The following is a 24,945-nucleotide window of genomic DNA, read 5'->3' as shown; positions in this document are numbered from 1 at the left end:
TTGTCCGGTGCCCGCTTTGCCATGGAACGTATCAAGCGCGAACTCAATCTGGCTTACAGCCCCAGTGTGTATATCAGTCCTAATGAGGTGGGAATAGCGAATCGCTGTGTGTCTTTTGTACCGGTATTAACGTCAGGTCATTATGTAGGCGATGTCATACATAAGAACGCAAATTTTATTATTCCGTTAACACAGCAAGAAAATACCATTACAGATGTTAATCTGGCGGTGCAAGCCGACAGTGGCCAAACCGTGTGGCAGGATTACCCGGACACATTGCCGACCAATGTGGCTACATTTAAAAGCCAAACACCCAAGGCACCCCTTAGTGTATCTTTTGCTGATGCTTTTGACCCACCGGCCCCTATCTTTAGTAAAGAAGGCAGGGGAAATCGTTATACTTTGCTGCACCAACGTCAGGTCAGGTTTTGCCTGCAAGGTGATAAGCTGCTGCGGGCCGAAAAAACGGGTTCGGATTGGTTGCCCGCACCCGGTATTTTAATGTTGAGCAACCTAACGTCAAACAGTGAGTTTTCAAGCTACGATGATCCCCTTCAGTTATTGGTGATGTCGTTATCATTGCAAACCCAAGACGGTGAGTTGGTATTACCCAGCCAGATACAGGTGGCTTATGAACCTTGATACTCATGGTAGAGTTAGCCCCAAGCAAGTTGGCAGCATGCTGCTGAGCGTTATCTTTATCATAGTGATATTGGCCGGCCTAATGGCTGGTTTGGCGACCTTGTCTAACCAAAGCAGCCAGCAGCTGGTATATGAAGTACAAGCGCTAAAGGCGCGCCTGGCAGCCGAGTCGGCACTGGAGCAACAAGTATTTATATTGCTGAACGACATCGCTGCCCCTGCCGTCAATTCACCTGAAATTGGTGGCTGTGATACGCAGATAAAAGTGACTCTGCCAACAACTGAAAACGGTGTGACACAGGTTAACGTCATTGCCACCGGAGCTTGTAGTACCAGCCAATTAACGGTGATCCGAAACATTGAAGTTGAGGTGATTGATAAATGAATATTAAAGTTTTAGTGCTGGCAACTTATTTGCTACCTTTTTTTTCAGTAACTTATGCTGCGACAACACATAATGTTGCAGAACTTTTCCCTTATGCCGCACAAAGCCACAGTAAAGAGGGTGAGGTGGATATGGGTTGGGATAGCCAGATTATTGGTACCAGGAAAGGTAAACTCGATTTTAAAAAGTACGATGATCTTAATGGTAAATGTGATAATGGCTCGTGTCGGATAAGTGGTAAAACACTAGCGCCCTATTCGCTTCCTGCTTTTAATAATCACCCGTTTACTCTGCCAGTATTTAATAAGAAAAACTCATCAGCTGGAAGCAAGTGTACCAGTTGGAATGGTCAAAATATTAAACTCAAAGACGATAAGTATAAAGAAGTGATCGCAGGTGGTGATTGCAAAGTTTCTATTTCGAATGCAGGCGATGTGACTATTTCTGAGACTTTAAAAATAAACGGAAGTGCGGTATTAACCCTGCAGCCGGGTAATTACTGGCTCGACTCACTGGACTTGTCCGGTGGCGCAAAATTAATGGTTGCACCGGCTGGGGAGGTAAATTTTTACGTTAAAGACAACGTTAATATTGCTATCTCCTCTTTGGGCAGCGCCGAGTCGAAGGTGAATATTTATCATTACGATAATAATGATATCACTCTGAGTGACGATATTGTCTGGTATGGCGATGTGCAAACAAAGGGGGATATCAAGATTGGCGGAAGCTCAAAGTTATATGGTTCTGTGCAGGCTAAATCGCTGGTGATGAGTGGTTCGGCAGAGCTTTATCTGACGGCGGGCACCTACTGGTTTGAAGAGTTAGAGCTGACAGGAAGCGCTAAATTAATCCCCCTAGGAAACAGCCTTACTACTGTGTATGTCGGGGAAGAAATTGACTTGGAAGGTGATGTACAATTAGGTAAAGACGGTCAGCCATTGTTGTTGTTTGTGTACGGTGACGACGATGATGATGATGATGGAGAGGCTGATATAGAGGGCTCCTCCCGTTTGTATGGTCACCTTTATGTTCAGGGGGATCTGGAAATGGGCAGCTCTACAAAAATATATGGTGCTGTCAATGTAGTCAATCTCGATATGGAAAGTAGCTCTTTGATTGATTATCGTGAGCTAAATATTACTAATGTAACGAAAGTCGATCATTATGAACTTCATTTTAATACTTGTTCTGAGTATCTAACGGTAAAAGCATGTACAGACAATCTCTGCAATGATTTATACCAAGATAAAGCAAAGCTTCATGTCAAAGCCAATGGTTCTAATCTGGTTAACTTTAATAACTTTATTGGTACGGAAAGCAAACATATAAAAAGTAATAAACTGAACTATCCTTTTACCATGGTAGTACAAAGTGGTGGTCAAGGTGGAAACATGGATCCCGATGCGGAAAATCCATTGGTCTGTTATGTAGATGGTGCCAGAAGCTGTACGGTTAACAAACCGGATGAAAACGCAAATGACGGAGCCTTTACTCTTTCCGTAGATACCACTTACGCCGGTGATCATGCTCCAATTAACATTACCGGCGGTTGCTTGGCATCAAATGCTATCGTAGATATGGAGTTTGGTTTTGAAAGTAGTGCCAGTGGCTTTAGCGGCCCTGTTATTGTTAGCTGGCCTGGCGGCTCCGAAACTTTGAATGCCGGGCTAAAAAAACAGCTGACCTTGCCGGTGTCCGGAGCCACGCTGAATTACCCTCGTGCGGATCTATTAACGCTGAGTGCAAGGCAAATGCTGCCGACAGGAGGCTATGCGGCTAAAGCCGTTACTGAACAGGTCGCCTTTGTGCCAGTATCCTGGCAGGTGCAGCAGGCTGTAGACTGTGGCGATGATAATGGCTTCTTCTATGCAAGCCACGCTGGCAGCTGCACAGTGCTGGGTGCGGCCGGTGAGCCTGTTGGTTTTTCTGTGGCTGCGCTGGATGTTAACGACAACAATTTGCCCCTTAACTGGCTTAAAGAACAGCAAGGTCTCACTCAATTGGTTGAAGTAAACCTACAAAGTAGCGACGAAATACAAATAAATACTTTTGGTATTAACAGCCAAGACGATACACTGTCCCAATATAAGTTAGACAGCAAGTTAGTCGGCAGGCTGGGTATAAGTCTTCCAGAATGGACCGCGCCATATATACCTGACAATGACAATCTCTTGATTACCAAAGGGCATCAGGCCTTTGTTGGTCGTACTGTGCCAGCCTCGTTGCAGGTGACTGCCACGCCCGGCGATATCAGGGATGATGTAGTTTATGCTGGCAAGCCAGGCGTAAGTTTTGAACCCGCTCCTTCTTTTACCGTGGTGGGCCTGGATATAAACAGCAAGTTCCTGCCCAGTTACAGTGGTGAATTTGCCGGCGGACTTAAAAAGTATGCCGATCTTGTGCTGGATACAGAGTATCCGATTCATGGATTGGAGAAAGTTATTTCCGAAAGCAAAACAGCAGGAGGTAGTGGAACTGGCGAGCATATTATTACCTTGAACACTGGCAAGCTTGAATTCACCAAAGACCAGCCATTTCCGGAAACGGCACTGGATCTGCCTCTTTCCCTGACCATTAACGATCACGATGATCTTGAAGACATTGAGGGAAAGACAACGACTCTGGGTGATGAAAATGACCGTCTTCGCTATGGCTTTGTGCTCGTACAAGATGCGGAGGTCAAGGTGGGTGAGGTGGGCAGCATGAGCGCGGGGCTAAATTACTTCGGCAGTAATCTACAAACATTGGTTGAGGACAAGACTACCCTTTATAGCCTGAAGGAGTCTGCCAGTGTGCACAATGAACCCGAACTGGAGCCAGAACTGGTACTGGGTCTGGATGCCACAAGAGTAATAGTGCAGCCCTACTCAAAAGAGCAAAAAAACATCAGGGTTACCATTCAGAACTTGCCCAACTGGCTCAAACCCGAGAGAGAGGGCAGCTTGGTCGATCCCGGAGCTTGGCTGGATATTCTGACTCAGCCGCGTCGTCGTAATAATGACAGAGTATTCAATCGGCGAGAAGTAGTGCGCTAACAACTTGCACTCTCACTTTTGACGAGTAAACATGAATTTACAAAGGGCGCCACGGCGCCCTTTGTTTGATCACGGCCGCCTTAGCGAACGAGTTCGGCCGCCAGTTGATCGGCCAAAGTATCCCAGGCGCTACCCAGTGCGCGTACCAGCGCGGGGTAGCCATCATCGGCGAGCGGCTGCTCAATGTTGAAGCGGGCTTGTTTAAGCACTCTGCCGCTGCCATCCAACAATTGCCATTGGCCTTCGGCAATGGCACCCCCCTGATAATGCCCCTGAAAACGACTGACAAACACCCGAATGTCGCGCACCGGCACGCCGGCTTGCAAGGGCTGCCCCTGGCTGACGACGTGAGCCTGAGGCAGAGTCAGGGCCAGGCGCTGTTGCAGTTGCTGCTGTAACTGTCGGCCAATATCTTCGGCCCACAGGTGCTGGCGGGCCTGATACACCTCTATGTCATTCAATTGCATCACTATGCCTTCGCTGTCCAGGTGGCCAGCCAGGCGTACCGGCGCCACCTTGACGGCCATGGCATTGGCATACTGCTGCTCCGGCGCCGAGGCCGGCAACACATAGCTGGCAGGGCCGGGGTTGCTGCCGGCGCAGCCAGCCAACCCCCATAAGGATGCCAGCAGCACACTGGCGAACAGGACGGGGCGGGCAGGAGACATTATGTTCATTTGTTGGCCCTCGGTTGTGGATCTTCCGTTAACTTTTTATCAAAAATCAGAGCATTGGGTTGATCGCTCAGGGTACGAATAACAGGCTGCAGATCTCGCATCAGTTTTTCCAGTCGCGACAGCGTTTGCGTCAGCTCGTTATAGCCAGCCGAGTCGGGGGCAAACCCTTGCAGGGTATCGCGCAGCTGACGCATGGTGTTGTTGACGTTGGCCGGTAACTGCTCGGTGGCGGGGTCGGTAAGCAGCTTGTCGACCGAAGCGGCAATCTCGTTGACCTTGCTCATGGTTTGCTGGGTACTGGCCAGGGTGCTGTTCAGGGTATCCAGTATGGGCTCGATTTTCAGGTTGTTCAGCTTGTCGAGCAGGTTGGAAACCTTCTGTTCAATTTGGGCAAAGCCCCCCGAGGTGGTGGGAAACACCGACTTGCTGGCAAAGGTCATGTGTTGAAACGGTGCGGCATCCTTGTAGAAGTTAAGGTCGACAAACAGGGCACCGGTCAGCAGGTTACCGGCCTTAAGGGAGGCACGCAAGCCATGGCTGAACATCCGGTTTAGCCGCTGTTGCCACTCGTCTAAATCGAGCTCCTGCTCGGTGTCGTCGAACCGTTGGGGCTCGATACGAATAAGGATGGGAATGGCAAAGCGGCTCAAGGAGTCGGGTTGGGGAGCCGTAAAGTTCCAGGGGACGCTGACCACGGTCCCAATGCGCACGCCTCTGTATTCAACGGGGGCATTATTGCTCAGGCCGCGCACCGTATCGTCAACCAACAGCACATATTCAAGGTAGTCGCTGTAACGACCTTCCTTGGCGCTGTCTTCATCATTGAACAGCACATAGTTGGCGCCTTCTTTGGCCTGGCGGCCCATGGAGGCATTATTGGGCACGCCAAAGGTAATGCCACCCCCTATCAAGGACTCCAGCGAGGCTACATTCACGCGAAAGCCTTCCGAGTCCAGACGCAGATCCAGCCCGGAGGCGGTCCAGAAGCGGGTGGTAGTGGTCACCAGGACTTCGTAAGGCGATTGAATGTACAGCCGGTGGCGCATTTCGCGCTTTTCGGGATCAAAATGGCTGTTTTCTACCCGGCCTACCGTGTAGCCCTGGTAGGTAACGGGGTCGCCGGTGGTAATGGCGTTGCCTACCTGACTGACCAGGTTAATGCGCAGCCCGGGGGCATCTGCGGGGGCAACCGGCGGGTTATTCAGTACCTCAAAGACTTCGAGCGGCTCTGGGCTGTTGCCCGGTTGCAGCTGTATGTAGGCTCCGGATAACACAGTGCCCAAACCGCTGACCCCTTCACGGCCAATGCGTGGCTTGACCACCCAGAATTGCGTTTCCTTGTTCAGCATGTCTGCCGCTTGAGGGCTCATGCGGGCCACTATTTCTGCATGGCTCAGATCGTCCGACAAGCTCACCTTTTCGACCCGGCCCACTTCTACGTTGCGGGTTTTAATCAGGGTTTTGCCGGCTTCTATGCCTTCGGCATTGTCCATTACCAGGATAATGGAAGGGCCGAGGCGGCTGAGGTTGTCGTAAATCATCCAGGCGCCAATGAGGACGGCAACCAAAGGCACTATCCAAACCGGAGAAAGAGAGCGCTGGATCCGGCGCGTGGCGCGCTGGGGGTCAGACATGATGATTTTCCTTAGGCGAAGTGACGTTAGACGTTGAAACAGGAGGCAGATGGGCTGCCGACTGCCAGATGCTGCGCGGATCAAACATAATGGCGGCCAGCATGGTGAGTACCACCACCGCGGTAAACGACAAGGCGCCGGCACCCGGTTCAATGGACATCAGCGAGCCGTTACGGATCAGCGCCACCAGAATGGCCACCACAAAGACATCCACCATGGACCAACGGCCAATAAACTCGGTGATGCGATACAAACGCACCCGGCTGAGCTGGCTGAGGGTGGTTTTGGGTTGACGCACTATGTAGCACAACCAGAGCAGGGCGAGCATTTTACTGACCGGCACCAGAACGCTGGCGGTTAAGATGATCATGGCGATGGGCCAGTCACCATGCTGAAAAAACAGCAGCACGCCCCCTATGATGGTGGCAGGCTGAGTGTCGCCCAGCGAGGTGGTGATCATGATGGGGTACAGGTTGGCCGGTATATACAAGAGCATGGACGCGACCAGCAGGGCCAGGGTCGCCTGATTATTCACGCCAGTGTAGGGATGCAACGGCTCGTCGCAACGCAAGCAGCGGGGCCGGCCGTTGTCGGACAGCTTGTTCACCAGGCCACAGGTGTTGCAGCCTGCCAATCCCTGCTGTGAGGCCGACACGCCCAGCTCGCCCTCTGGCGGGGCCTTGGGCTCGGGATCAAGATAGAGCCACAGCCAGTCGCGGTCGACCGACTGGGTGGTCAGCAAGAGTAGCAGCGCGTAGGCGCAAAAGGTCCAGAACGACATGCCCAGCTCTATGTCGGCCATGCCGATAATCTTGATCAGGCTGACCAGGGTACCAATGACAAACACGTCCGCCATCATCCAGGGGGTGATGTAGCCCAGGGTGCGAGCCATTTGTCGGCTGCGGGGCAAGGGCTGGCCGAGGGTGATGCCCACGCACAGCCAGACCAGACTCAACAGGTAGACGGCGGGCAATATGATAACGGTGAGCAGCACGCACAGGGCCACCAGCGGCTGATGCAACCCGATGAGGGTTGAGGCGGTTTCGGTTAACTCGATGCGATTGCCAATGCCGCTGATATCGAAGCTTAAAAAGGGAAAGGCCACCGACAGCGCCAGCAGAATAAGGGTGGCCACCGCCAGTGCCAAGCTGCGCTCGGCCGGATTGGAGTGTCGCCGCACCAGGGTATGTTCACAACGCGGGCACACCGCCTTTTCGCCGGTTTTAAGGCGAGGCAGCGCTAGCAACAAGTCACATTCGTGACATATTCGCAGCCGCCGGCGGGAAACCGGTTTAGCAGGCGCTTTGTGATGTGCGGTGACGTGTGTTGGCAATGAGGTTCAACCAATGGAAGTCGTATTGGGATACTAGCAATGAGTGACTGATAATACGACAGTTTTAGCCGTTCATTCAATTGCACGGCAAGGAAAGCCCAAAGGCTTTTTCGCCACGGGCATAGGTAAGCCGTAGGCGATTTAACACAACAATTTAGATAATCGTAAGGTCGACTTATTTTAGGTACAAGTATCAGACCGCTTAGGCCGTGCCAGGGTTTTGGTCGAATGAATTCGACCCTACATAAAGCCAATGCCGGGCGCTATCTTTATCTCTTCACTCTTCACTCTTCACCCCGTTGTGACTGGCAATAAAAAACCCCGCAGAGCGGGGTTTTTGCTATTCGGCGGCGCTTAAACGATGGCGGCGATGGCGTCACACAAGGCGTCTATGTTCGACTTGGTAATGCCGGCCACGCTAATGCGGCCCGAGCCAACAATGTAGATGCCAAACTCGTCTTTCAGTCGCTCAACCTGTTCTTTGGTGAGGCCGGAAAACGAGAACATGCCGTTTTGGCGGGCAATAAAGCTGAAGTCTTTACTGACGCCACGGCTGGCCAGCTTTTCTACAAACAGGGTACGCATTTCCTGAATGCGATCGCGCATTTCGGCCAGTTCCTGCAACCAGTCTGCATACAGCTCCTGGTCATCGGCAATCAGCGCGATAACGTTGGCACCGTGGGCGGGTGGGTTGGAGTAAATCGAGCGAATAATGCCTTTCACCTGGCTGAACGAGGTGTTGGCGGTGTCGGCGTCTTTGGCGACCAGAGTAAACGCGCCCACACGTTCGTTATACATGCCAAAGTTCTTGGAGAAAGAGCTGGCGATCAGCAGTTCCACGTTGTGCTCGGCAAATACGCGCAGGCCGTAGGCGTCTTCGTCTATGCCCTGACCAAAGCCCTGATAGGCGAAGTCGAACAGCGGCAACCAGCCTTTTTCGGCAGACAGCTTGGCCAGTTGTTCCCACTGGGCAGGCGTAGGATCTATGCCGGTGGGGTTATGGCAGCAACCGTGCAGCAGTACGACATCGCCGGCTTTGGCCTGGGCCAGGTCCGCCAGCATGGCGTCAAAGTCGAGGTCTTTGGCGTCGGCGTTATAGTAACCGTACTCTTTTACTTCCAGGCCAGAGGCAGTAAACACGGCTCTGTGGTTGGCCCAGGTAGGGTTGGAAAGCCAGATGGTGTTGGTGTCCAGCTGGCGGGCGATAAACTCACCGGCAATGCGCAGGGCACCCGTGCCGCCTGGAGACTGTGCGGTGCGTGCACGTTGCTCGGCGATAATGGAGGCATTTTCACCAAACAGCAGCTTTTGTACTACCTTGGCATAGGCTGCTACGCCTTCTATGCTGAGATAGTTTTTGGTGGTTTGCTCTTCCACCAAACGGGCTTCGGCTTTTTTTACACAGCGCAGTACCGGGGTCTGGCCCGCTTCGTCTTTATAGATACCTACGCCCAAGTTGATTTTATTGGTACGAGGATCGTTACGAAAAGTGTCAGTCAGGCCCAAAATTGGGTCGGCCGGTGCAGCGGTGACTTTCTCAAACATAATGCTATTCAATCCTTGTCGTTAAGGGTGTTAGGTGACCCCTCTATTTATATCACTTGCGCCGCCATTAAAAAACGGCTTTTAACACTCACACTGGCCAGACCTTTTGTGGGCAGGGCACACCTGGACCCGTGAAAGGGGGGAGCGAGAGAAAGAACACCAGGCCAACAACCGATTTTCTGTACGTCTCTTACCCTTTATCCTCACCCCTCACGGTCACTTGCGCGGTTGATATGGGTAAATATGCAATCGCGGGATCAGCGGCTCATCGGTAATGGCGGCGGCGCGACGTTTGCGTACCTTTTCTGGCGGGTAGTTGCCCAGCGGGGTAATGGCGGGCAGTTCATCCTGACACAACAGCAAGGGCAGGTGCGCTTTCACCTGTTGCTGGCGCGGGGTGAGTTCTTCCTGCCAGCGAACATTTACCATGGGGTGGGTTTTTACGGGCCGGCGCAGGCGCAGCTCTACGTTGGCGGGCAGTCGCTTTACGTCATAAATTTCTCTGTCTACGCATTGCAGCCAGGTTTGGGGATCCGTGAGTGGCGGCGGTGACAAACGGGCATCGGTGAGTTGTTGCACCAGGGCGTCTTTATCTATCTTCTGAATAATCTGCTTGTTGGCCCAGGTAAAGCCCAGCCGGGAGACCGCATGAGGTAACAGCACCAAATGGCGATACACCTGCAGGGTGATCAGACCGGGCAGGGTGTCGTGCACCAGCGCAAATTTTTGGTCGCGACTGCCCGCTTCTTGTACCTGCGCCTTGAACTGGCTTTTCAGGTTGTTTATTCGCTCGATAAGGGCGCGCAGCTCAGGCTGGGTACTGGCAGGCAACACCAGATAGCCGGGAAGCCGAAAGCTGGCCTTGGCCGAACAGTTCGGCTGAATAAACCATTGCCGAAAGCCGTTCAAGGCCGCCGTTATGGCCTCGTCCCCCTCCAGGGGACTGACGCTGATGTGCGAAACCGGGTCGTGCTCGTCGCCGGTGGCCACCGCCGGCAGCGAAAAGCAGCCAGCCAGAATATCGGTGCTGTTAGCCAGCTCGGTTACCCGCTGGGTTAACTCCGCCATGGCGAGCTCCAGCTCGGTAAAGGTCTGCGTTAAACGTGCTGCCAGTGTAAACATGTCATTATGCCAACATACAAGGTTTGTTCATTAAGTTAGCAGCCCGGCCACACAACGGCAAGTCGATTTAACACATTTGCGGACGTAGCTAAGCAGCCCGCATAACAGCTGCTGATCTGCCGTCATTCCCGTGCAGACGGGAATCCAGGGCAGGTGGCACAGCACGGTCAGCCCTAGTGTCGCTCGCAAGGTCACTGGACCCCCGTCCCCGTCCCCGCGGGGGAGACGTTCCTTCGCGAGGGTGACGGGGTATTGCGGGTGGCAAGAGCAGGTTGGGCGCCGCTTGTCTGGTTTATATTTGACATAATGTGGCTAGTGGCGAAGTTTAGGTCGTGCTTGTATAAAGCCAAAAACGAAAATCAGAGATTCAAGAGGAAGGGGGTGTTTTGTAGCCGGTGCTTTAGCTGCCGGGCCTGCGGAGCAGGATGCTTTTTAAATGCGACTGAGGCGGGACAGCGCGGCCAAAGCAACAGACGACATGGAGCCTGAAGCGTAACGGGTGATGAATGAGAAGGGCGGCTAAAAAAATGCTCCCACGAAAAGCGATGGGAGCACATATAGAGGTAGCTATTAATAATCAGAAACCGATGTTTTTTGTAGGGGCCATGCTTTACATAAAAAGTATTCGATCCCACACAGCGGCACGCCTTTAAAGCGGTCGAATGAATTCGACCCTACGATTAGATACCGCTTGGTTTATGGTTTTAGCTGGTGGCGCGCTTGCAGTTTGGCAATCACGTCGCTTAGCTGCAGGCCTTCCTGTTGCAGCAGCACCGTCAGGTGGTACAACAAGTCTGCCGACTCGTTAACCAGCTCGTCATGATCATGCACGGTGGCGGCGAGGGCGGTTTCTACTCCTTCTTCACCCACCTTTTGTGCAATGCGCTTGGTGCCGCTGGCATACAGGCTGGCGGTATAGCTCGACTTGGGATCGGCCCCCTTGCGGCTGGCCACCACCTGCTCAAGCTCGGCCAAAAATGCCAGGTCGGGCAGGGTTTGCTCGTTAAAACAAGACACATTACCCAAATGACAGGTGGGGCCGATAGGCTCCACCAGGGCCAGCAGGGTGTCGTTGTCGCAGTCGGTGCTGATGTCGGTTAACTGCAGAAAATGACCCGAGCTTTCGCCCTTGGTCCACAGCCGATTCTTGGTGCGACTGAAAAAGGTGACCTGCTTGCTGGCCAGGGTGTGGGCGAGGGCCTCCTGGTTCATATAGCCCAGCATGAGCACGCGGCCGCTGCGATTGTCTTGCACCACAACCGGCATCAGACCGTCGACTTTATCCCAATCCAGCTGCTCCGGGCTGAACTTGTTGCTATCTGGCTTGTTGCTGTCAGTCACGAATAACGATTCCTTCTTGTCTTAAATACTGCTTCAGCTCACCAATGTTGATGATGCCTTTGTGAAATACCGACGCGGCCAGCGCGCCGTCGACATCGGCCTGCAAAAAGGCATCTTTAAAGTGCGACATTTCACCGGCACCGCCCGAGGCAATCAGCGGCACATTACAGATGGCGCGTACTTTCAGTAGCTGCTCAAGATCGTAGCCCTGGCGCACGCCATCCTGGTTCATGACGTTCAGTACAATTTCACCGGCACCGCGGCGCTGTACTTCTTCAACCCAGTCCAGGGTGCTCCACTGGGTGACCTGAGTGCGGCTTTCGTCACCGGTAAACTGATGTACCTGATAGGCGCCGCTGGCTGCGTCAAAGTAAGAGTCGATGCCCACCACGATGCACTGCACGCCAAAGGTGTCGGCCAGCTCGGTGATCAACGCCGGATTGCTGAGCGCCGGGGAGTTGATCGAGATCTTGTCGGCACCAAACTCCAGGATCTGCGCCGCATCGGCGACGGACTTGATACCACCGGCCACACAGAAGGGAATGTCGATCACCTCGGCCACGCGGCTCACCCAGCTCTTGTCGACCACCCGATCCTGGCTGCTGGCGGTAATATCATAAAACACCAGCTCATCGGCTCCTTCGGCGGCGTAGCGCTGCGCCAGTGGCACTATATCGCCAATAATTTCGTGGTTACGAAACTTAACGCCCTTGACCACCTGCCCGTCTTTGACGTCCAGACACGGAATTATGCGTCTTGCCAGCATGAAATTGCCTCCGCCACGGTGAATTTACCTTCCAGCAAAGAGCGACCCAGGATCACGCCGGCCACGCCGGTATTCTTAAGCGCGTCTACGTCGTCTATGTTGCCGATACCGCCGGAGGCCTGCCACAAAATAGTGGGGTAGCGGGCCGCCAGTTCACGATACAAGGCCACGTTGGAGCCGGTCAGGGTGCCGTCTTTGGAAATGTCGGTACACAATACATGGCACAAACCGGCGGGCAGGTAGTGTTCGAGCAGGGCTTCAATGGTGATGCCGCTGTCTTCCTGCCAGCCGGCAATGGCGATTTTCTTTTCACCGTCGGCAGTAATGTTGATGTCCAGCGCCAGCACGATGCGGTCGGGGCCGTATTGCTTTAGCCAGCCGACCACCATTTCCGGGTTTTTCACCGCGGTGGAGCCAATGACGACCCGCTGGGCGCCGATGTCGAGCAGGTCTTTAACGTCTTGCTCGGTACGAATGCCGCCGCCAATTTGCACGGGTGCCCGGGTGTTGGCAATCAGACTCCGGATCACATCCAGCTGGCGCCGACTGCTGTCTTTGGCGCCGTCCAGATCAACCAGGTGCAGCTGGGTGGCGCCTTCGGCCACGTAGAGGTCGAACCGCTCTTGTGCCGAGGCGGTATATTCGGTTTTTTGCTGGTAGTCGCCCTGATACAGGCGCACCACCTTACCACCGATCAGATCTATGGCAGGAATTATCATCTATTACAGCTCCAGGAAATTTTTCAACAGTTGTGCACCCGCCGCACCCGAACGTTCCGGGTGAAATTGCACGCCAAAGAAGTTGGCCCGAGCAATGGCGGCACTAAAGGCTTGCCCGTGGTGACTGCTGGCCAGGGTGTATTCGCCTACCGGCACCGCATAAGAGTGCACAAAGTAGAAGAAGCTGCCCTCGGGAATATCTTTAAACAACGGGTTGCCGGGCATGGGGGTAATTTGGTTCCAGCCCATGTGCGGCAAGCGTACGCCTTCGCTGGCTTCCAGGTGATCGCAGCTGGCGTTGATCAGCCCCAGGCAGTCTACATCGCCTTCTGCCGAGTGGCTGACCAGCATTTGCATGCCCAAACAGATGCCCAGCACCGGCTGCTGCAACTGACCGATAAGCTCAATCAGGTTACGCTCGGCCAGGTTTTTCATGGCCTCGCGGGCCGTGCCCACGCCGGGCAACAGCAGTTTGTCGGCGGCCAGCAGCACGTCGTGATCCTTGCTGACGGTCACCTTGTAGCCGAGGCGCTCTATGGCATAGCGCACCGAGGACAGGTTGGCACAACCGGTGTCGATAATGGCGACCTTGATCGATTGACTCACAATACCCCCTTGCTGGAAGGCAGTTCGTTGCCTTCCACTTTCAGGGCCTGGCGCAGGGCGCGGCCAAAGCTTTTGAAGGTGCTTTCCACCATGTGGTGGGTGTTATCGCCGGTCACTTTTAGGTGAATGTTGGCGGCCAGACTGTCGCTGAGCGAGCGGAAGAAGTGCGGCACCATTTCCACCGACATGTCACCGACCTTGTCCTGGCGGAACTCGCCTTCAAACTTCATGTAGGGGCGGCCGGACAAGTCCAGGGTTACGGCGGCTTCACATTCATCCATGGGCAGCACGAAGCCAAAGCGGCCGATGCCCCGCTTGTTGCCCAGCGCCTTGCGCAGGGCTTCACCCAGTGCCAGGGCGGTATCTTCTACCGTGTGGTGATCGTCAATGTGCAGGTCACCGTCCACCTGAACATTGAGTTGAAAGCCGCCGTGGGTGGCAATTTGATCCAGCATGTGGTCAAAAAAGTTCAGACCGGTGTGGATCTGGCTGCCGCCCTGGGTGTCGAGATCCAGTGAAATACGAATATCGGTTTCTTTGGTGGTGCGCGTCACGGCGGCGGTGCGCCCACGACTTAACAGTCGTGCCACTATTTGTGGCCAACCCAGCTTTTCCTGGCCGACATCACCGTGGCCATAGTGCAGGCCGGGTAGTCCCATGTTTTCCGCCAGCTGAATGTCGGTTTGGCGATCGCCAATCACCCAGGAGTCAGTAAAGTCGATGCGACCGGCTTGCAGATAGTCTTTGACCAGTCCCAGGCGCGGCTTGCGGCAGGCACAGTCGTCTTCCTGAAAGTGCGGGCACACCAATACGTCCTGAAACTGCACCCCTTGCGAGGTGAGAATCTGCATCATCAGGTTATGGGGGGCATCAAAGTCTTCCTGCGGGAAGCTGTCGGTGCCCAGGCCGTCCTGGTTGGTCACCATTACCAGCTTGTAGCCGGCATCCTGTAACTTAAGCAGCGCCGGGATCACGCCGGGCAAAAACGCCAGCTTGTCGAGGCGGTCCAGCTGCTTGTCAATCGCCGGCTCTTCTACCATGGTGCCGTCGCGGTCGATGAATAAAATACGTTCCTTAGTCACTTATTGCTCCTGTTGCAGTACGTCGAGTACCGCGTCCATCTCGGCCTGGTTGCCGATGGTGATCCGAATGCAGTCCGCCAGTCCGGGCCGGCTGGCAAAGTCGCGTAAAATAATACCGGCCTTGGCCATGCGCGAAAACAAGGCCGCGCCCTGGCGGAAACGCACCAGTAAATAGTTGCCGTTGGGGGCAAACACTTCTTTAACCTGAGCGTGCTGGCGCAATTGCTCGGCCAGGCTCGCTTTTAGCTGGTTGATGTCGGCTACCCGGGCACGCATGGTGGCCAGACCCTGCTCGCTTAATGCCTGAGCGGCAATTTGCGCCACCGGCTCGGGAATGGGGTAGGGGGCAATCACCTTGAGCAGCAAGCCGATTACCTCCGGGTTGGCCAGGGTAAAGCCACAGCGCAGCCCCGCCAGGCCAAAGGCTTTGGACAGGGTGCGGATCAATACCAGCTGCGGATAGTCGGCCAACAAGCTGGCCTGACTGAATTCGGGACAAAATTCGATGTAGGCCTCGTCAACCACCACCAGGGCGCGGCCCTCGGCGGCCTCCAGCAAGCGGCACAGGCCCTTGCTGTCAACCAGATCGCCGGTGGGGTTGTTGGGTGAGCACAGGAACACGATTTTGGCGTTGTCGAGTTTGGCAATAATGCCGTCGAAGTCGGGCTGGCGCTCGCTGTTGAGGGGCACATCGATAATGCCCACGCCGTTGGTTTCGGCACTGATGGCATACATGCCGTAAGTGGGCGAACAGAGCACTATGTTGTCTTGGCCCGGCTCGCAAAAGGTGCGAATGAGCAGCTCTATGCCTTCGTCACCGCCCCGGGTCACCAATATGTGATCCGGGCCGACGCCGGCATAGGCGGCATAGGCATTGACCACCTGGGGTGGCTGACACTCGGGGTAACGGTTAAGGCGCGAGCAGTCCAGCTGGTACTCGCCGCTGTCTGCCGCCTCGTTGGCATTGAGCCAGATGTGGCCCTGGCCGCCAATGCGTCGTGCCGACTGATAAGGGGTGAGCGCCTGTACTTGTTTGCGCGCTAATTGTGTCACGCTCATGCTTGTTTCTCCAGTTTGGCAAGCCGCAGGCTTACCGCATTTTTATGGGCATCCAGGGTTTCGGTGGCTGCCAGTAACTCCACCGCCGGGCCTATGGCCTGCAGGCCGGCCGGCGTCAGCTCCTGCACGGTAAAGCGGCGCTGGTAATCGGCAATCCCCAGGCTGGAGTAGGTGCGGGAATAGCCGTAGGTCGGCAGGGTGTGATTGGTGCCACTGGCGTAATCACCCACCGACTCCGGGGTCCAGGCGCCCAGGAAGATAGAACCGGCGTTTTTCAATCTTGGCAACAGGCCGCGCGGATCGGCCGTTTGCACGATCAAATGCTCGGGAGCATAGGCGTTGGAAATCACCGCGGCTTGCTCCAGGTCGGTACAAATAAAGGTGCGGCTTTCGGCCAGGGCCTGGCTGGCAATGTCGGCACGGGATAAGAGTGCCAGCTGTTGCTCCAGCGCGATATTGACCCGCTCGGCCAGTAACCGGCTGGGCGTCACCAAAATCACCTGAGAGTCGGGCCCGTGCTCGGCCTGAGACAATAAGTCGGAGGCAATAAAGTCGGCATCGGCGTGTTCGTCGGCAATCACCAGCACTTCCGACGGGCCGGCAGGCATGTCGATGGCGGCCCCGTCTACGCCGGATGATACCTGGCGCTTGGCTTCGGTGACCCAGGTGTTGCCCGGGCCGAAAATCTTGTCCACCTTGGTGACGGTTTCGCTGCCATAGGCCATGGCGGCCACGGCTTGCGCTCCACCCAGGGTATAAATGGCATCGACACCACAGCGACGAGCGGTGTAGATAATGGCGTCGTTGATGGGCGGCGGTGAACAGAGTACCAGCCGCTGGCAGCCGGCCAGCCGGGCCGGAATGGCCAGCATCATCACGGTCGACACCAAAGGCGCACTGCCACCGGGTACATACAGGCCCACTTTTTCGATGGGCTGAAAGTGCAGCTCGCAGCGCACCCCCGGGCTGGTTTCCTGCTCGATGGAGACAGGCAGCTGGGCGCGGTGAAAGGTTTCGATATTGTTGATGGCCAGCTCAAGGGCGGCTTTCAGCTCGTCACTGACGCGGTCGGCGGCTTCATCAATCTCCCGGGCGGATAATTGCAGCGTGTTGCGCTCGGCCTTGTCCAGGGTGCGGGTCAGCTCGATAAGCGCGGCATCGCCGCCGCTGCGCACCTTGGCAATAATATCGGCCACCACGCCTTCGCGGCCACTCTGTGCCAGGGCGGGGCGGCGCAAGGCCGCCGTTTGCTCGGTGTTGCCGAGTTGATTCCAGTCGAGAATATTCATGTCTTACTCCATCATCTTCTCGATGGGCAGCACCAGAATAGAGGAGGCGCCCAGCGCTTTTAAACCTTCCATGGTTTCCCAGAACATGTCCTCGCTGCTCACCATGTGAATGGCAACCTGATTGCTCTCTCCGGCCAGTGACATAATAGTGGGGCGCTCGGCGCCGGGCAGCAGGTCGATGACTTCTTCCAGGCGATTCTTGGGGGCGTGCAGCATGATGTATTTGCTTTCACGGGCTTGTTGCAGTCCCTGAATACGCGGCAGCAACCGGTCGATAGTCGCTTGCTTGCTGGCAGACAGGGGAGTGGCGCTTTGAATAAGCACGGCCTTGGAGCGGTAAATGACATCCGCTTCTACCAGGCCATTGGCTTCCAGGGTGGCACCGGTCGACACCAGATCACAAATGGCATCGGCCAGGCCGGCGCGAGGGGCCACTTCTACCGAGCCATTGAGCATCACGCTCTTGAACTTGACGCCCTGGCTGTCCATGTAGCGCTTCAGCAACCAGGGGTACGAGGTCGCAATCCGCTTGCCTTCCAGGCTTTTAATGCCTTGATAGTTGGCTTCTTGTGATACGGCCAGCGACAGGCGGCAGCCACCGAAGTCCAAACGCTTGAGTACGCTGTAGTCGGCGGCTTCGCCTTGTGCCTGGCGTTCCATCAGGGTTTCTTCCAGTACGTTTTCGCCCACCACACCCAGGTCGACCACACCGTCCATGACCAGGCCCGGAATATCGTCATCACGCACCAACAGCAAGTCGATGGGCATGTTTTCTGCGTGAGCAATCAGGCGCTGTTCGCGCAGGTTTAGTTTGACACCACAACCCTTAAGCAGTTTTTGGCACTCATTGCTCAGGCGGCCAGATTTTTGAATAGCGATACGTAAACGAGTTTGGTCCAGAGTCATGCTGTGATATTCCTTGTGTCACTTTAAAAATAAAAATTTATTCAACCGTTAAAACGAAAAAACCCTCGGAGCAAAGCTTCCGAGGGTGATGTTTTCTGTCCTGCTGGAAGCCGCCAAGCGTTGAGCCTTCCAGAATATTATTCTGAAAGCTTAATCGGGATGATGATGGTGATGCTTGGCGTTGTGCAGGAAGTTCATGAGTGTGGTGGCCTGTCTCTCTAATGGGTCTGGGTTCACATTAACAAGCCCAACCGGTTTTGCCAACCCCGGATTTAAATAAAATAATCACCGTCAACCCCTTCATGGCGAGTGCCCTCCGGTAGCTGAACGCGACGAGTAGTCGACTATAGGGTGAATGATGCATTTTTCGGTAAATGTGAATAAATATTCGCTGCGATTCGGAGTAATGTATCGAAGCTTGCCCGGGTGTGGTTGTAAAGTCATGTTTTGTAACGACCTAAGATGCTAGTTCTGCTGTTGTTTTATTTAAGAGGCTTGTGTAGTGGCTGGTATAAGAGGTTTGTTGAACCGCCATCCTGATGAGCATCAGGATCTTGCTGTGGTTTGTCGGGAGAATACTTATGCAGAGAGTGTTGGGGAACAATGACGGCAGATGGCTGCCCGAAGGGCTGGGTAATGTTGATGAGCTGGCGCCGAAGGCTGCATCAAATGGCTTGCCTCCGGCTTGATTGCCAGCTTGAGGGGCGGCTAGGGAGTGCTGGTCTTGATGTCGGTAAAAGCCGAAACACGGTTGCCGGTTCGGGCCACGATTTGAAAGACTTCCGGGTAAAGCTGACCAATAAAGGCGGCGTTACCTACCTTGGCATTCGCAAATTCACCCATACCTTGCTGGGCTTCATAGGCAGAAACATGCACCGCCATCCCCAGGTCGATTTTGTCCTCGGCTATGCCGTGCAGGTTTTCAATGGAAGCCTGGGTGGCAACATTGGTGATATTGATGCTGGGGAGCTGCTTATTCCACAAGGTCGTCAGCTCGCCCCCTAAAGGATAATAGGTACCTCCCTGGCTGCCGGTGCCAAAAATGAATTCCCGTTTGGCGGATACGCCATCCAGTGAGGCTTCCGGCATGTTCACGGTCAGGCCTTGCTCTTCATAAAACCGTTTGGCACCCGGATGAATCTGCAGGTTTTGACCGCCGTTCAGGGCATTGTTCAGGGTCATGAACCGAGATTGGGCATGGGGAAGTTGCCCGGTCTTCTCATACATGATTTTGGCCAGCTGATAACCCATTTCGTTATTAATGGTGTGCGTGTTGGCCATTAATACCGCATAGGCGGCCAGGGTGTGTACGTCCTTGGTCAAGAAGTTATAGCTGTCTTTGCTAATGGTAAAACGGTGATAGTCACTGTTATTTTCAATCCGGGTGATCACGTCATCGGACAGGCTCAGCAGCGTGACATCACCGGTGGCGGCCTGCAGGCTCGCTATGCTGCTGGTCGGCAGACCCAGAAAGGCCATCGAAATATCGATGCTGCCAGTTTCTATTCCTTCCAGTGCATCTTCGAAGCGCATGGAGTGAGCATGGTAGTCGGTATCTTTAATACCGTATTCATTCAGTATTAAATGCGCGACTTGCTGTGTGGTGCTGGAGTCGGGCCCCAATGCAATATTGGCCTTGTCATCTGGTACATCACAGCCGCCGATAGCCGCGGCCAGGGTGAGAGTGAGGGCGGCGGCAAGCAAGCGCCTGGTTTTCGTCCGCCTTGTGTTCACTCGCATAGTCGTCATTGATTAATATCCTTATTTGCCAAGCAGTTCGGCTATTTTACCGTGAACGGCAGCCAATGACTAAGGGAAAGCATCCCCCGCAGGACATGGCTTTGCAGTCACAAGCTGCCATAATAAGAGCCAAATGGAGATTTTAAATATGAGGAGCTGTATTCATGATTGAGATTCTTATTATTCTGGGGCTGACCCTGATGGCGGGCATGGCCATGCCGCTGGGTGCCTTTGCGGGCAGCAAGCAGCATGTTCGGCCCAACTGGCTGGAAGACGAGTTTCGCCACGCGGTAGCCGCTTTTGGCGGTGGCGCCTTGTTGTCTGCGGTCGCCCTGGTGCTGGTGCCGGAGGGTACGGCCCAGCTGTCGCTGACCAGTGCCGTTCTGTGCTTTGGTGCCGGCGGCATCGCCTTTATGGCCCTGGATATACTGCTGTACAAGTTAAATACCCCGGCCAGCCAGTTGGCGGCCATGTTGTCGGACTTTATTCCCGAGGCGCTGGCGCTGGGGGCGGCGCTGGCGATTGGTGGCACCGGCAGTGCGCTCTTGCTGGCGGGCTTGATGGCATTGCAAAACATGCCGGAAGGCTTTAGCGCCTATCGTGAGCTGGGGGCATCGGGGCGTTTTAACGGCAAGAACATCATTATTATTTTTGCCGTCATGGCCTTGCTGGGGCCGGTCGCGGGCTTGTCCGGTTACTTCTGGCTGGCAGACTCCCCCATGCTGGTCGCGGGCATCATGCTGTTTGCCGCCGGTGGAATTTTATATTCGGTGTTTCAGGATATCGCCCCGCAAACGGTGCTGGACAAGCACTGGGCACCTCCTCTGGGCGCCGTGCTGGGCTTTATGCTGGGGGTGGCCGGGCACATGCTGACCACACACGGTTAACAGCCGTTATATTCAACAGTCGGCGATATGCACCGCTTGCTATTCAAGTTGATGTAGCAGGTAGTCGGCAAACAGGCGGACTTTTTCGACCTCCCCCAGTCGCTCCGGGTAGGCCAGATAATAGCCGCTGGTACTGTGCAGGGAATGGGGCCAGGGAATGACCAGTTCCCCTCGCGCAAGCTCATCCTCAATCAGCAAGCGTGGCAACAGGGCGATGCCGGTGCCGGCCATGGTGGCCCGGATCAGCATATGGAAGGTTTCAAAGTGGTTGCCTTGGTAGCTGTATTCCGTGGTCAGGCTCTGGGAGGCAAACCAGTCGTGCCATGCTCGGGGCCGGGTTGAAAGGTGCATCAGTCGGTAGCGGGTCAGTGCCATCGGCGAGTCCAGAGCCTGGCTGTCGAGTAGCGTCGGCGAGCAGGCGGGCACCACTTCTTCATCAAACAAGCGGTGACACTCCAGGCCGGGCCAGCTGCCGTGACCGTAGAAAAAAGCGATGTCGATGCCTTCCTTGTCCAGATCGAAGGTTTCGACTTTTTCGCAGCAGTTCAGGTTGATATGGGGGTGGCGGTCGAGAAAGTCTGTCAGCCTGGGGGCGAGCCAGCGGGTGCCGAAGGTCGGCAGGGTCGCTATCTTGAGCACATCCAGGTGGTTGTTGTAGGACATGATGTACTGGGATGACATTTCCAGCTGAATCAGGATCTTGCGAACTTCACCGATATAAATGGTGCCTTCCGGGGTCAGGCACAAAGAGCGGCGTACGCGCCGGAACAGCTTGCGATTCAGGAAGGACTCCAGCTGAGCCACCTGCTTGCTGACCGCACTCTGGGTAAGGCTGAGCTCATCTGCCGCGCGGGTAAAACTGAGGTGCCTGGCGGCGGCTTCAAAGCACTGCATGGCAGCAATGGAAGGTAGGTAGCGCATGAGACCGTTAATGAAAGGAGACCAGACAGCCAGTATACCTGTGTCTGGATAGCTTGAGTATGGGGTGGGAGCCAGCAGGGAGACTGACAGGCAAAGAGAAAGGCGTGAGAGAGTTCTCTCACGCCTTGTTTTTTATACGGCAGCCAGAGCAGGACGCTGGCGCTGCAGCCAGTAGCTGACTGCAATCAGTGCCAGACCTGAGCCTGAGCTAATGGCGCCTGGGGTGACCATGGCCAGGCCGGCGGCCAGCAGCATGCCTCTTTCCAGCATCGATGAGGGGCGAATGAAGTAGCCAATCAGCGAGCTGCTGATGGCCATCATGCCCAGCAGGGCCAGGGCCAGCGCCATGATCAGTTCCGGCAGGTTCACGTCCACCATTACCAGTATCGGGTTATAGACGAACACATAAGGAATGATAAAGGCGCCTATGGCCAGCTTGACCGCGGTCACCCCGGTTTTCATCGGGTTGGCGCGGGCGATACCGGCCCCGGCATAGGCGGCGAGACACACCGGCGGGGTGATGTCGGCCACTATGCCGAAGTAGAACACGAACAGGTGCACGGAAATGGGTGCCAGGCCAAATTCGTTGATCAACGCAGGCGCCGCTATGGTGGCCGTCACCACATAGTTGGCGGTGGTCGGCAGGCCCATGCCCAGTACGATACAGGCGATCATGGTGAAGATCAGCGCCAGGATCAGGGTGCCGTCGGCCAGGTTGATGATGCCGGCGGCAAACTTGGAGCCCAGGCCGGTCATGCCAACCACGCCGGCAATGATACCGGCGGTAGCCACGGCGGCGATCACCGGCAGAGCCACCCGAGCGCCCTGTTCAAGCAGCGACAGCAACGACTTGGGTGACAGCCGGGTTTCTTTTCTGATCATGCTGACGATCAGGGCGGCGGCAATGCCGAGCAGGGCGGCACGCTGGGCGGTGAAGCCGGCGAGAATAGTGCCGACCACCACCACCAGCGGCAGCAGCATGTAACCCTGACGCTTGAGCAGTCCGAGTTTGCTCGGCAGCTGATCCTTGGGAATACCCAGAATGCCCTGTCTCTTGGCTTCGAAGTGGGCGCCGATGAAGATGCCGCTGAAGTAGAGAATGGCGGGAATAATGGCGGCCATCATGATTTCGGCATAAGACACGCCGATATACTCCACCATGATAAAGGCGGCGGCCCCCATCAGCGGCGGCATGATCTGCCCCCCGGTCGAGGCGGCGGCTTCGCTGGCGGCGGCAAATTCGGGCTTGAATCCCGCCTTCTTCATCATGGGAATGGTGAAAGAGCCGGAGGCGACCGTGTTGCCGACCGAGCTGCCGGATATCATGCCCTGGAAGGCACTGGCGATAACCGCGGCCTTGGCGCTGCCACCGGTAAAGCGGCCGGTGCAGGCAAAGGCCAGATCGTTGAAGAACTGGCCGACGCCGGTCCGGGTCAGCACCACGCCGAAGAACAGGAACAGGAAGATGAACTTGGCAGAAATCTGGATGGGAGTGCCAAAGATGCCGCTTTCCCGGAACCACAGGCTGACCGACACATCGGTCAGCTCGAAGCCGGGATGAGACAGAATACGGGTCGGGATGAAGTTGCCGAACAAGGCATAGGCAATGGCCAGTGAGGCAACGATGACGATGGGCATACCCACGGTACGCCGGGTCGCTTCCAGCACAAACAGCACGCCGAGAACGGAAATGGCCAAGTCAACACTAGAGTAGCCGGTAATACGGCCCTGCAGGATTTCGTTGAAAAACAGGATCTTGTAATAGGCCGCGAAGGTAGCGACGAAGGCCAGAATCACGTCATACCAGGCCACACCACTGCGTTTGATGCCATGCCGGCTGGCCGGATACAGCAAGAATATCATGCCCAGCGCCAGGCCGAGGTGGACTGCGCCCTGCTTTTGGGTGGGCAGGGTACCGAAGTAGCCGGTATAGAGGTGAAAGCTGGTCAGGGCAACGGCAAACAGGGTGACTATCCAGCCCCAGCGGCCAATATCTTTTCTGAAGGCCGACTCTTTGTCGTATTTCTCTAGCAGTGCTTCAGGTGTTTGAGTGTTATCCATAGCAGATATCCATTAGCCAAATAAAAAGAGGCGGACACGGATGCCCACCTCAATCAAAACCGGGGGGCTTTAGTTCCCTTTGATGTTCTCGAAAGAAGACACTTTATTGCTTGAACGGCTGACGATTTGCACCACTTCCGGGTAGATCTGGCCGATGAAAGCGGCGTTATCGACTGGAGTGCCTTCGAACTCGGCCTTGCCTTCCAGGGCGTTGCGGGCCGGAACGTGAACCGACATGCCGAGATCCATCTTGCCATCACGGATGCGAACCAGGTTTTCGATGGAAGCACTGGTTTCTACGTTGGTGAAGTTGGCACCGGGGATGTTGTTGTTCCAGGTGGTGGCAATTTCACCACCCAGCGGGTAATAGGTGCCGCCCTGGCTGCCGGTACCCAGAATAAACTCCTGCTTGGCCGTGATGTCGCCCAGCTCTGCTACCGGCATGTTCACGGTCAGGCCTTTCTCTTCATAGAAACGCTTGGCACCCGGGTGGATTTTAAGTGCATCACTGCCATTGAGCGCGTGCTCCAGGGTCAGGAACTTGGCCTGGGAGTGGGTGATCTGGTCGGCCTGGTCGTACATGACCTTGGCCAGCTGGTAACCCATTTCATCGTTGATGGTGTTGGTATTGGCCATCATGACGGCGAAGGCGGCTATGGTCTGAACGTCGTCGTCCAGGAATTTGTAGCTGTCCTTGCTAATGATGAAGCGGCGGTAATCGCTGCTGCTCTCGATTTTTTCGACCACTTCATCAGACAGGCTCAGCATGACGACATCACCGGACGAAGCCTGCAGGCTTTCGATACTGCCAGCTGGCAGCCCCATGATGCCCATGGAAATATCGATGTTGCCATCCTGCACGCCGTCCAGAGCGTCACCAAAGCGCTCCTGATAAGCGTTGTAGTCGCCTTCTGTGATGCCGTAGGCATTCAGTACCATTTGCGAAACTTTCTGGGTGGTGCTGGCGGCGGGGCCGATGGCGATGTTGGCTTTGCTGCCACCGGCGTCACAGCCGATCAGGGCGGTGGTCAGCGTCAGGGTGGCGGCAGTCAGTAGTGTCTTTTTCATGGGGTCAATGTCCTTATCAGCCGAGCTCTCTGTCCATTTCATCGTCAATGTCAGCCAGTGACTGTTGATGTCTGGTGTGCTCCGGCCTGGTTATGGGCTGAAAAATGAAGGCGAAGGGTCTACTATT

21 protein-coding genes are annotated in these 24,945 nt (G+C 55.2%); 4 read left to right on the top strand and 17 right to left on the bottom strand.

Going from position 1 to position 24,945, the window contains the following annotated elements; genetic code table 11:
• Positions 1 to 21 precede the first annotated feature (21 nt).
• Genes ACN0VL_RS02230 through ACN0VL_RS02220 form a run of 3 tightly spaced genes read left to right on the top strand, consistent with a single transcriptional unit; the run spans position 22 to position 4,062 of the window.
• On the top strand, positions 22 to 642 hold the full coding sequence (locus tag ACN0VL_RS02230; protein WP_417614549.1) for a type II secretion system protein: 621 nt from the start codon (positions 22 to 24) through the stop codon (positions 640 to 642).
• Positions 632 to 1,027, top strand: coding sequence for a hypothetical protein (locus ACN0VL_RS02225; protein ID WP_417614484.1), 396 nt, complete (start codon positions 632 to 634; stop codon positions 1,025 to 1,027). Before ACN0VL_RS02230 ends, ACN0VL_RS02225 begins: the two co-directional genes overlap by 11 nt.
• Positions 1,024 to 4,062, top strand: coding sequence for a hypothetical protein (locus tag ACN0VL_RS02220; RefSeq protein ID WP_417614483.1), 3,039 nt, complete (start codon positions 1,024 to 1,026; stop codon positions 4,060 to 4,062). Before ACN0VL_RS02225 ends, ACN0VL_RS02220 begins: the two co-directional genes overlap by 4 nt.
• Before the next feature lie 80 nt (positions 4,063 to 4,142).
• Here the strand turns inward: ACN0VL_RS02220 and ACN0VL_RS02215 are convergent, their stop codons facing one another.
• From ACN0VL_RS02215 to ACN0VL_RS02150, 14 genes are all read right to left on the bottom strand, one after another.
• Positions 4,143 to 4,739 carry a PqiC family protein gene (locus tag ACN0VL_RS02215; protein ID WP_417614482.1) on the bottom strand — a complete coding sequence of 199 codons (597 nt, stop codon included), beginning with the start codon at positions 4,737 to 4,739 and terminating at the stop codon, positions 4,143 to 4,145.
• On the bottom strand, positions 4,736 to 6,373 hold the full coding sequence (gene pqiB, locus ACN0VL_RS02210; RefSeq protein ID WP_417614481.1) for an intermembrane transport protein PqiB: 1,638 nt from the start codon (positions 6,371 to 6,373) through the stop codon (positions 4,736 to 4,738). The genes ACN0VL_RS02215 and pqiB overlap by 4 nt, the downstream gene beginning before the upstream one ends.
• Positions 6,366 to 7,706, bottom strand: a complete 1,341-nt coding sequence (locus ACN0VL_RS02205) for a PqiA/YebS family transporter subunit (RefSeq protein WP_417614480.1) — start codon at positions 7,704 to 7,706, stop codon at positions 6,366 to 6,368. Before ACN0VL_RS02205 ends, pqiB begins: the two co-directional genes overlap by 8 nt.
• Before the next feature lie 354 nt (positions 7,707 to 8,060).
• A complete protein-coding gene (locus ACN0VL_RS02200; protein WP_417614479.1) occupies positions 8,061 to 9,251 on the bottom strand; it encodes an amino acid aminotransferase in 1,191 nt (396 codons plus the stop codon).
• Positions 9,252 to 9,467: 216 nt separating this feature from the next.
• Complete coding sequence (tus, locus tag ACN0VL_RS02195) at positions 9,468 to 10,373, bottom strand: DNA replication terminus site-binding protein (RefSeq protein WP_417614478.1); 906 nt, start codon at positions 10,371 to 10,373, stop codon at positions 9,468 to 9,470.
• A gap of 696 nt (positions 10,374 to 11,069) precedes the next feature.
• Positions 11,070 to 11,714 carry a bifunctional phosphoribosyl-AMP cyclohydrolase/phosphoribosyl-ATP diphosphatase HisIE gene (hisIE, locus tag ACN0VL_RS02190; protein ID WP_417614477.1) on the bottom strand — a complete coding sequence of 215 codons (645 nt, stop codon included), beginning with the start codon at positions 11,712 to 11,714 and terminating at the stop codon, positions 11,070 to 11,072.
• A complete protein-coding gene (hisF, locus tag ACN0VL_RS02185) occupies positions 11,707 to 12,480 on the bottom strand; it encodes an imidazole glycerol phosphate synthase subunit HisF (protein WP_417614476.1) in 774 nt (257 codons plus the stop codon). Before hisF ends, hisIE begins: the two co-directional genes overlap by 8 nt.
• Positions 12,462 to 13,199 (bottom strand): 1-(5-phosphoribosyl)-5-[(5-phosphoribosylamino)methylideneamino]imidazole-4-carboxamide isomerase, encoded by a 738-nt coding sequence (gene hisA / locus ACN0VL_RS02180; RefSeq protein ID WP_417614475.1) that lies wholly within the window; start codon positions 13,197 to 13,199, stop codon positions 12,462 to 12,464. Before hisA ends, hisF begins: the two co-directional genes overlap by 19 nt.
• A gap of 3 nt (positions 13,200 to 13,202) precedes the next feature.
• Positions 13,203 to 13,793, bottom strand: coding sequence for an imidazole glycerol phosphate synthase subunit HisH (gene hisH, locus ACN0VL_RS02175; RefSeq protein ID WP_417614545.1), 591 nt, complete (start codon positions 13,791 to 13,793; stop codon positions 13,203 to 13,205).
• An 8-nt stretch (positions 13,794 to 13,801) separates the two neighbouring features.
• On the bottom strand, positions 13,802 to 14,887 hold the full coding sequence (hisB, locus tag ACN0VL_RS02170) for a bifunctional histidinol-phosphatase/imidazoleglycerol-phosphate dehydratase HisB (RefSeq protein WP_417614474.1): 1,086 nt from the start codon (positions 14,885 to 14,887) through the stop codon (positions 13,802 to 13,804).
• A complete protein-coding gene (hisC, locus tag ACN0VL_RS02165; RefSeq protein WP_417614473.1) occupies positions 14,888 to 15,946 on the bottom strand; it encodes a histidinol-phosphate transaminase in 1,059 nt (352 codons plus the stop codon).
• The gene (gene hisD, locus ACN0VL_RS02160) at positions 15,943 to 17,235 is read right to left on the bottom strand and encodes a histidinol dehydrogenase (protein ID WP_417614472.1); all 1,293 of its coding nucleotides are present in this window, start codon (positions 17,233 to 17,235) and stop codon (positions 15,943 to 15,945) included. Before hisD ends, hisC begins: the two co-directional genes overlap by 4 nt.
• A 3-nt stretch (positions 17,236 to 17,238) precedes the next feature.
• Entirely contained in the window at positions 17,239 to 18,135 is an 897-nt protein-coding gene (hisG, locus tag ACN0VL_RS02155; RefSeq protein ID WP_417614544.1) for an ATP phosphoribosyltransferase, read from the bottom strand.
• 714 nt (positions 18,136 to 18,849) lie between these two features.
• Positions 18,850 to 19,890: a TAXI family TRAP transporter solute-binding subunit gene (locus tag ACN0VL_RS02150; protein WP_417614471.1), complete on the bottom strand. Its 1,041-nt coding sequence runs from the start codon at positions 19,888 to 19,890 to the stop codon at positions 18,850 to 18,852.
• 155 nt (positions 19,891 to 20,045) lie between these two features.
• Here ACN0VL_RS02150 and ACN0VL_RS02145 point away from each other — a divergent pair, with 155 nt between their 5' ends.
• Entirely contained in the window at positions 20,046 to 20,768 is a 723-nt protein-coding gene (locus ACN0VL_RS02145) for a ZIP family metal transporter (protein WP_417614470.1), read from the top strand.
• A 39-nt stretch (positions 20,769 to 20,807) separates the two neighbouring features.
• Here ACN0VL_RS02145 and ACN0VL_RS02140 read toward each other — a convergent pair whose 3' ends face one another.
• The 3 genes from ACN0VL_RS02140 to ACN0VL_RS02130 all read right to left on the bottom strand — a co-directional run bounded on the left by ACN0VL_RS02140 (position 20,808) and on the right by ACN0VL_RS02130 (position 24,818).
• Positions 20,808 to 21,689 (bottom strand): LysR family transcriptional regulator, encoded by an 882-nt coding sequence (locus ACN0VL_RS02140; protein WP_417614469.1) that lies wholly within the window; start codon positions 21,687 to 21,689, stop codon positions 20,808 to 20,810.
• Positions 21,690 to 21,821: 132 nt separating this feature from the next.
• The gene (locus tag ACN0VL_RS02135) at positions 21,822 to 23,750 is read right to left on the bottom strand and encodes a TRAP transporter permease (RefSeq protein ID WP_417614468.1); all 1,929 of its coding nucleotides are present in this window, start codon (positions 23,748 to 23,750) and stop codon (positions 21,822 to 21,824) included.
• Between the two features lie 69 nt (positions 23,751 to 23,819).
• Positions 23,820 to 24,818, bottom strand: a complete 999-nt coding sequence (locus ACN0VL_RS02130; protein ID WP_417614467.1) for a TAXI family TRAP transporter solute-binding subunit — start codon at positions 24,816 to 24,818, stop codon at positions 23,820 to 23,822.
• Positions 24,819 to 24,945 lie beyond the last annotated feature (127 nt).

It is taken from the genome of Oceanisphaera sp., from assembly GCF_048268965.1.
Classification (GTDB): domain Bacteria; phylum Pseudomonadota; class Gammaproteobacteria; order Enterobacterales; family Aeromonadaceae; genus Oceanimonas.
Note: the sequence above shows the minus strand (reverse complement) of the source record. Positions and strands in the feature narration are given on the sequence as shown.

Bases quoted from the DNA above. Each gene is read 5' to 3' on its own strand.
- hisD (WP_417614472.1), bottom strand. From the start codon at position 17,235: ATGAATATTCTCGACTGGAATCAACTCGGCAACACCGAGCAAACGGCG.
- pqiB (WP_417614481.1), bottom strand. From the start codon at position 6,373: ATGTCTGACCCCCAGCGCGCCACGCGCCGGATCCAGCGCTCTCTTTCT.
- hisA (WP_417614475.1), bottom strand. From the start codon at position 13,199: ATGATAATTCCTGCCATAGATCTGATCGGTGGTAAGGTGGTGCGCCTG.
- hisC (WP_417614473.1), bottom strand. From the start codon at position 15,946: ATGAGCGTGACACAATTAGCGCGCAAACAAGTACAGGCGCTCACCCCT.
- ACN0VL_RS02145 (WP_417614470.1), top strand. From the start codon at position 20,046: ATGATTGAGATTCTTATTATTCTGGGGCTGACCCTGATGGCGGGCATG.
- ACN0VL_RS02220 (WP_417614483.1), top strand. From the start codon at position 1,024: ATGAATATTAAAGTTTTAGTGCTGGCAACTTATTTGCTACCTTTTTTT.
- ACN0VL_RS02215 (WP_417614482.1), bottom strand. From the start codon at position 4,739: ATGAACATAATGTCTCCTGCCCGCCCCGTCCTGTTCGCCAGTGTGCTG.
- ACN0VL_RS02200 (WP_417614479.1), bottom strand. From the start codon at position 9,251: ATGTTTGAGAAAGTCACCGCTGCACCGGCCGACCCAATTTTGGGCCTG.
- ACN0VL_RS02230 (WP_417614549.1), top strand. From the start codon at position 22: ATGGAACGTATCAAGCGCGAACTCAATCTGGCTTACAGCCCCAGTGTG.
- hisF (WP_417614476.1), bottom strand. From the start codon at position 12,480: ATGCTGGCAAGACGCATAATTCCGTGTCTGGACGTCAAAGACGGGCAG.
- ACN0VL_RS02140 (WP_417614469.1), bottom strand. From the start codon at position 21,689: ATGCGCTACCTACCTTCCATTGCTGCCATGCAGTGCTTTGAAGCCGCC.
- tus (WP_417614478.1), bottom strand. From the start codon at position 10,373: ATGTTTACACTGGCAGCACGTTTAACGCAGACCTTTACCGAGCTGGAG.
- ACN0VL_RS02225 (WP_417614484.1), top strand. From the start codon at position 632: ATGAACCTTGATACTCATGGTAGAGTTAGCCCCAAGCAAGTTGGCAGC.
- ACN0VL_RS02135 (WP_417614468.1), bottom strand. From the start codon at position 23,750: ATGGATAACACTCAAACACCTGAAGCACTGCTAGAGAAATACGACAAA.
- ACN0VL_RS02130 (WP_417614467.1), bottom strand. From the start codon at position 24,818: ATGAAAAAGACACTACTGACTGCCGCCACCCTGACGCTGACCACCGCC.
- ACN0VL_RS02150 (WP_417614471.1), bottom strand. From the start codon at position 19,890: ATGACGACTATGCGAGTGAACACAAGGCGGACGAAAACCAGGCGCTTG.